The sequence below is a fragment of the Terriglobales bacterium genome (genome assembly GCA_035937135.1).
In the GTDB taxonomy this organism is placed as follows: Bacteria; Acidobacteriota; Terriglobia; order Terriglobales; family Acidobacteriaceae; genus DASYVL01.
In genome coordinates this window covers 1-5,767 of record DASYVL010000168.1, presented here as the reverse complement: position 1 = coordinate 5,767, position 5,767 = coordinate 1, and the positions used below count along the sequence as shown (strand labels likewise).

Here is a 5,767-nt window from a genome sequence, read left to right as displayed (position 1 = left end):
CCCTCGCTGCCTTCGCCGCCGGGGCCGTCGGAGGGGCCCTGCGGTGAGCCGAAGAAGCGGTCAAAGAAGTCCTGGAAGGGATCGTCGCCGTCCGGAGTGCGCGGCGCGTTGCGCTTGCGCCGCGGCTGCGGCCGGATGGTGGACTCGGTGTTGATGTTCACCACCGTGGGCTCGATCTGTTGCGCGATGCGCGAGAACGCAGACGAGAGTTGCTGCGGCGACGGAATGCTCAACGGCGTGGCGTCCGCCGTGTTCATCGCCTTGGCCTTCACCCCGAAGGAGATCACGGTACCGATCCCGATGCCCAGGGCCAGCGTCGCCACCACCAGCAGGGTCGAGGCCAGACGCCGCGCCTTCACACGTTCCCACCATCCGCTTACAACCGATCCCATAGTTTTCCCTCCCACCCCAAGACTCGGATTTAGGGGATTATAGCTCGACTCAGAGTCGAAGAAACGCCCTAAAGGGCGTCTTTCGTCCGAACGGTCGGGTGCTATCCCCTGCCAGGTTAGACGCGCGCCGGGTAGGAATGGTTACTCGCCGGCAGGAGTTGTTTCTCCCTCGACCGGCCCTAGCTCTTCCCGGGGCTGGGCCGGGCTTCCCTTCAGCTCGGAAATCAGCACCCCGGCCAGGATTAGGACCGCGCCTGCGCCCGCCCGTTTCCCCAGCCGCTCCCCCAGCATCAGGTAGGAGGTGACCCAGGCGAACACCGGTTCCAGGGCAAAGATGAGCGCCGTATGCGTGGGCGGCGTGAACTGCTGCGCCCAGGCCTGAATGGTGAAAGCGGCGGCGGTGCCCAGGATCCCCGTGATGGCGATGGCCCACAGCACGCGCGGCGTCCAGGTGACGTACACCGTCTCCACCAGCGGCACGGTCAGGGTCATCAGGGTGACGCAGACCGCCAGTTGCAGCACGGCGATCTGCTGAAAGCGGTGCACCTGCGTCGCGCGTCCCAGCAGCACGATGTGGAAGGCGAAGACCAGCGCGCAGCCCAGGGTAAGCAGGTCGCCGCGGTTGACGCTGGCAAACTGCGCGAGGCCCCAGCCGTCCGTCGCGGGGACAGTCAGGAGGTACAGCCCCACGAAGGCGGCGCCCACGCCCGCCAGCGTCCAGCGATTGATGTGCCGCTTCCAGAAGACGGCCAGCACCAGCGGCGTCAGCGCGACCGAGACGCCAGTCAAAAAGCCGGACTTCGAGGGCGTGGTCAGCTTGAGCCCCGTGGTCTGCAGCTCGTAGCCCAGCCAGAGCAGGATGCCCACCACGACGCCGGCTCGCACCGCGCCCCGCGTGAAGCGCGTGAGTTCGCGGCGATAGATCAGCGCCATCAGCAGCGCCGCCAGGCCCATGCGCACCGCGTTGAACAGGAGCGGGGAGATGTCTTCGAGCGCTTCCTTGATGACCACAAAGGTCGCGCCCCAGACTACCGTCACCAGGGCCAGCAGGATGTGAGCTTTGAGGGCGCGAGACATGGGGAATCTGTAATTTCTAATTTGTAATTTGTAATTTGTGACTTGGATTCTGCGAGGCCGGCCAGCGATTCTTTCAATTACACATTTCAAATCACAAATTACAAATCAGAAGTCACTTGGCCTCATACACCGTCTTGCCGCCCACCACCGTGCGCAGCACACGCGTCTTGAGGATCTCGGCCGGCAGGACCTTGGTGATGTCGCGGTCGAGGACCACGAAGTCAGCGAGCATGCCGGGCGCAAGCGTCCCTTTGTCTTTCTCCGCGAACTCGGCATAGGCGGAGCCGGTGATGTAGGCGGCGATGGCCTGGTCGATGGTCAGCTTCTGCTCCGGGAAGTACGAGGCCGTGCCGGCCTCATTCTTCCGCGTGACCGCGGCGTAAATCCCGCGGAAGGGAGTGATGGGCTCGACCGGATAGTCAGTGCCGAAGGCCAGCCTCACGTAGTTGTCGAGAAACTCCTTCCAGGCGTAGGAATGTTTGGCCCGCTCCGGACCGATCCGGTCGATCGCCCAATTCATGTCGGTGAGCAGATGGTTGGGCTGCATGGAGGCGATGACTCCGAGATCCCGAAACTTCTTGAATTGCTCGGGTGTGATGACCTGGTCGTGCTCGATGCGGAAGCGGCGGTCGCCTGCAGCCCCGGCCTGCGCGTAGGCCTCCAGAGCCATCTCTGCGCCGCGGTCGCCGATGGCGTGGAAGCCGATCTGGAAGCCAGCGTCAGCGCGCTCCTTGGTCATTTGATTGAGCTTTTCTTGCTCGAACTGCGGCAGGCCGGTGTTCTTGGGGTCGTCGGAGTAGGGCGCCAGCATGGCGGCGGTGCGCGAGCCGAGCGAGCCGTCCATGAATCCCTTGAGCATGCCGGTATGCAGCATGAGGTCGTCGTGGGGATGCGAGTCGCGGCGCTGCTTCAGTACCTCGAGTGATTCGCCAAAGGGCAGCCACTCGGTGATGCGCAGCGTCAGCTTTCCTTCCCGCTCCAGCTGTTCATAGACCAGGAAGTCTTCCCACTCGGAGTTGTCCTGGGCGGAGGTGACGCCCCACTGGGCGGCGTCGGCCAGCGCCAGCTCAGCAGCGCGACGGCGCTGTGCCGGAGTGGGCGGCGGAACTTTGGCCAGCATGGCATCCTTGGAGGTCTCCCGCAGGATCCCGGTAGCCTCGCCGCTCTCGTCGCGGTCGATCTTCCCGCCCGGCGGGTCGGGAGTCTCGCGGGTGATGCCGCCGGCTTTGAGCGCGGCGGAGTTGGCAATCGCAATGTGCCCATCCACGCGCACGAAGACGGCCAGATGATCGCCAGTAATGGCGTCCAGGTCCTGGCGCGTGGGCAGCTTTGCGCCCGGCCATAGCGTGTGGTCCCAGCCGCGTCCGGTGAGCCATTCGCCTTCGCCTGCGGCTTTGGCGCGCTCGGCGATGCGTGCCTTCATCTCTTCGAGCGATTTGCTTCCCTCGAGATTCACGCGCAGCTTGGTGAGCCCGCCCGACGCCAGGTGCGTGTGCGCGTCGTTGAAGCCAGGCATGACGAAGCGCCCGCCGAGGTCGACGACTATGGTCTTCGGACCGGCGAGGCTCCTGATCCGCACATTCGTGCCGTTTTCAACCACCCTTCCGTCTCGGATGGCCAAGGCTTGCGATCGAAACGAAGGGTTATTGCATATCCTCCTCGGATCCTTAGGGCGACACTCCTTGCGTTGCCCAACCGCAAAGCCTGTCAGGAATCGGCCTTCGGGTCCAAGAAAAGTCATGGCGCCAATCAGAAATTGGCCGTTGACGTAAATGATGTCAGGGGGAACCCCATCGTCAGCGGGCGATTTGGCGGCTTGGAGGAAAACGAGCAGCAGTGCAACTGCTAGGCGAGTAAACATCCGTGTGAATCCGCGTTTATCCGTGGCGGACAGGAATCTCATTCCTTCACTCCTGCAAGTGCCAGCGCGGCCAGTAGGATGCGCTGGAGCGCCAGCTCGCGCCCGGTGGGGTCGTACCACTCGTGCAAGGTATGAGCGCCACCGCCCGAGCCGCCCGCGCCCAGGCTGACGGCCTCGAGTCCGAGCGAGAGCGGGATGTTGGCGTCGGTGGAGGCGCGGTGCAGGCGCGAGGCGTTGCCCAGGTGTGCGTCCACGGCGCGCACGACTTCCAGGATGCGCGCACCCTCGCGCAACTCCGCCGCCGGACGGCTGCCGATTGGCGCAATCTCAAAGCTCACTGGCGATTTTGACGCCCCGCGGCGCTGCCCGGTGGCATCTTCCGCCACGGCCTCCTCGACGGCCTGGCGCAGGGCGCGCTGCAGCCGCTCCATCTCTTGCGATGAGGTGGAGCGGATGTCCACGCGCGCGCTGGCCGACTCCGGGATGGTATTGACCGAGGTCCCGCCCTGGATCACGCCCACGCTGGCCGAGGTGCGCGGGTCGGCGGGAAGCTTCGCGCGGCTGAAGGTCGCGATGGCGCGCGCGAGGATCACGATGGGATTGGGCGCGCCGAAGTCCGACCAGGAGTGGCCGCCGGGCCCGCGCACGGTGACCTCGAAGCGGCGGCTGCCCAGCGCCTGATTGACGATGGTGTCTGAGCCCGAGCCGTCCACGACGATGGTGTGGGCGATGGAATCTTTCCATTGCGCATCGGAAAAAATGTGACGCATGCCGCGTAGGTCGCCCTCGCCCTCTTCGCCGACGTTTCCGATGAAGACGAGGCTGGCCGCATTTGCGGCCGCGGATTCGCCGAGCGCCGCCGCCAGCGCCAGCAGCGCCGTGACGCCGGAGGCGTTGTCCGAGATGCCGGGGCCAGAGAGCTTGCCGCCCTCTTCGCGGATGTCGAGCGGCGTGCCGGCGGGAAAGACGGTATCAATGTGCGCCGTGAGGGCGACGAACTTTGGGCCGCGCTCCGCGCCGCGGCGCACGCCCAGGACGTTTCCCACCGAATCGATGTGCACATCTTCCAATCCCAGATCCGCGAAGCGCGCCCGCAGCCACTCGGCGCGTGCGGCTTCCCCGAAGGGCGGAGCGGGGATGCGGGCCAATTCCATCTGCCAGCGGCGCAAGTCCGGCTCATGCGCCGCGAACCATGCGAACGCCCGTTTTACGCCGGGTAGAGCCGCTACGCGCTCAACTTCCTGCTGAGAGCGCGGGGCATCAATCTTGGCAGTCGTGGGCATGGGAGGAGGGAGACATAGTACAGCTTACCCGCCGGGGACGGCTCAGGAGACTGTGGTCGTCGTCTTCGCGGCCGCGGCCGGGCAGCATTCCAGGATCTCGGCCTCGGTGAGGCAGCGGTCGCTGGACTTGGCGCGGGCGTAGATGCGCTCCACCACGTCGTCGGCGGCGGCGATGCCGCGGCGCTCCAGCCAGAAGAGGATGTTCGACTTCCCGCTCATGGGGCCGACCTCGATGATCTGCTCCAGGCCGAAGTAGTGCGAGGGGACGCCGGAGTAGACCGTGTTGGCCAGCTCCACGTCGTCCTTCTTATAGGCCTTGATGACGGCGGCGGCGTGAACGCCGGTGGCGGTGCGAAAGGCGTCGGCGCCCAGCACGGGATAATTCCGGGGCACTGGAACGCCGGTGGAGCGCGAGACCGTTTCGCAGTAGTCCTTGAGTTTGGTGAGGTCCTGCTGGTCCCAGGGCGGGACGCCCATGAGCTTGAGGTTGACCAGCATCTGGTCCATCTGGGTATTGCCTACGCGCTCGCCCAGGCCGATGGCGCAGGCATGGACGCACTCGGCGCCGGCGGCCAGCGCCGCCAGTGAGTTGGCGACGGCCAGGCCGCGGTCGCAGTGCCCGTGCCAGTCCACGCGGATCTTCTCGCCCGAGGGCTTCACCACCTGCTCGATGACGAAGCGCACCAGCGCGCTGACGCCGCTCGGGGTCACGTGGCCCACGGTGTCGCAGATGACGATGGCGCGCGCGCCGCATTCGATGGCGGTCTTGTAGAGCCGCTTGATGGTCTCCGGATCGCAGCGCGTGGTGTCCTCGGTGACGTACATGACCTCGAGGCCGAGGGAGCGCGCGTACTTCACCGCGTCCTCGGTGGTCTTGAGCAGGAAGTCGTCGGTCCAGTTCTCGGTGTAACGGCGGATGGGGCTGGAGCCGATGAAAGTCGCGCATTCGATGGCGAGGCCCACCTTCTGCGAGATCTCAGCCACCGGCCGGATGTCGTTCTGATGGGTGCGGGCGGCGCAGTTGCCCCGGATCTTGAGGCGGGAGTTGACGATCTCGCGCGCCAGCGCCTCCACTTGCTCGCAGGCACGCGGCCCGGCGCCGGGCAACCCCAGGTCGAGCGAGTTGATGCCCAGGGATTCCATCAGGTGCAGGA

5 protein-coding genes are annotated in these 5,767 nt (G+C 65.8%); all 5 read right to left on the bottom strand.

The genetic code is table 11. The features are described from left to right. The coding region (locus VGQ94_09815; GenBank protein ID HEV2022809.1) for a peptidase S1 at positions 1-392 on the bottom strand (392 nt) is incomplete at its 3' end. A 141-nt stretch (positions 393-533) separates the two neighbouring features. Then, complete coding sequence (locus VGQ94_09810; GenBank protein ID HEV2022808.1) at positions 534-1,469, bottom strand: DMT family transporter; 936 nt, start codon at positions 1,467-1,469, stop codon at positions 534-536. Positions 1,470-1,581: 112 nt separating this feature from the next. Then, positions 1,582-3,210, bottom strand: a complete 1,629-nt coding sequence (locus tag VGQ94_09805) for an amidohydrolase (GenBank protein HEV2022807.1) — start codon at positions 3,208-3,210, stop codon at positions 1,582-1,584. 158 nt (positions 3,211-3,368) lie between these two features. Further along, positions 3,369-4,613 (bottom strand): M20/M25/M40 family metallo-hydrolase, encoded by a 1,245-nt coding sequence (locus VGQ94_09800; GenBank protein HEV2022806.1) that lies wholly within the window; start codon positions 4,611-4,613, stop codon positions 3,369-3,371. 42 nt (positions 4,614-4,655) lie between these two features. Then, positions 4,656-5,767 (bottom strand): LeuA family protein (locus VGQ94_09795; protein ID HEV2022805.1); only part of this gene is annotated, 1,112 nt, incomplete at its 5' end.

What these genes read in the sequence shown, in the direction of transcription:
- VGQ94_09800 (HEV2022806.1), bottom strand. Translation starts at nt 4,613, where the DNA reads ATGCCCACGACTGCCAAGATTGATGCCCCGCGCTCTCAGCAGGAAGTT.
- VGQ94_09810 (HEV2022808.1), bottom strand. Translation starts at nt 1,469, where the DNA reads ATGTCTCGCGCCCTCAAAGCTCACATCCTGCTGGCCCTGGTGACGGTA.
- VGQ94_09805 (HEV2022807.1), bottom strand. Translation starts at nt 3,210, where the DNA reads ATGACTTTTCTTGGACCCGAAGGCCGATTCCTGACAGGCTTTGCGGTT.